General features: G+C 41.9%; 1 pseudogene. It reads right to left on the reverse strand.

Annotated features, from left to right (window positions below):
* Positions 1–208 (reverse strand): annotated as a pseudogene (locus SB773_RS31750) (lytic transglycosylase domain-containing protein); the annotation flags it as partial.
* Positions 209–272 lie beyond the last annotated feature (64 nt).

Raw genomic sequence — 272 nt, forward strand, 5'->3', positions numbered from 1 at the left:
CAAGATCAGGTGAGCCGTCCAGCTCAGCTTTTATTTCTTCTGAGGTAATCACTCTTTGTCCATTTGCTATCTTTTCTTGCAAAAGATTTGCGAACAGATCTTCATCCCCGTATGGAAGAATAGACTGCTGCGAGCCACTATCATTGTATTGCGACAGCTGGTTCAAATATGGCTGAAGTGATACAGGAACATTCATGGATACGAACAACCCTTCCTCGCTTGTCTTCCTCCCATTATAAAAAAGAAATATCAGGAAGCCAATAGTGAACTTG

This window comes from Bacillus sp. SIMBA_074, from assembly GCF_046534555.1.
GTDB classification, from domain to species: domain Bacteria; phylum Bacillota; class Bacilli; order Bacillales; family Bacillaceae_G; genus Bacillus_A; species Bacillus_A mycoides.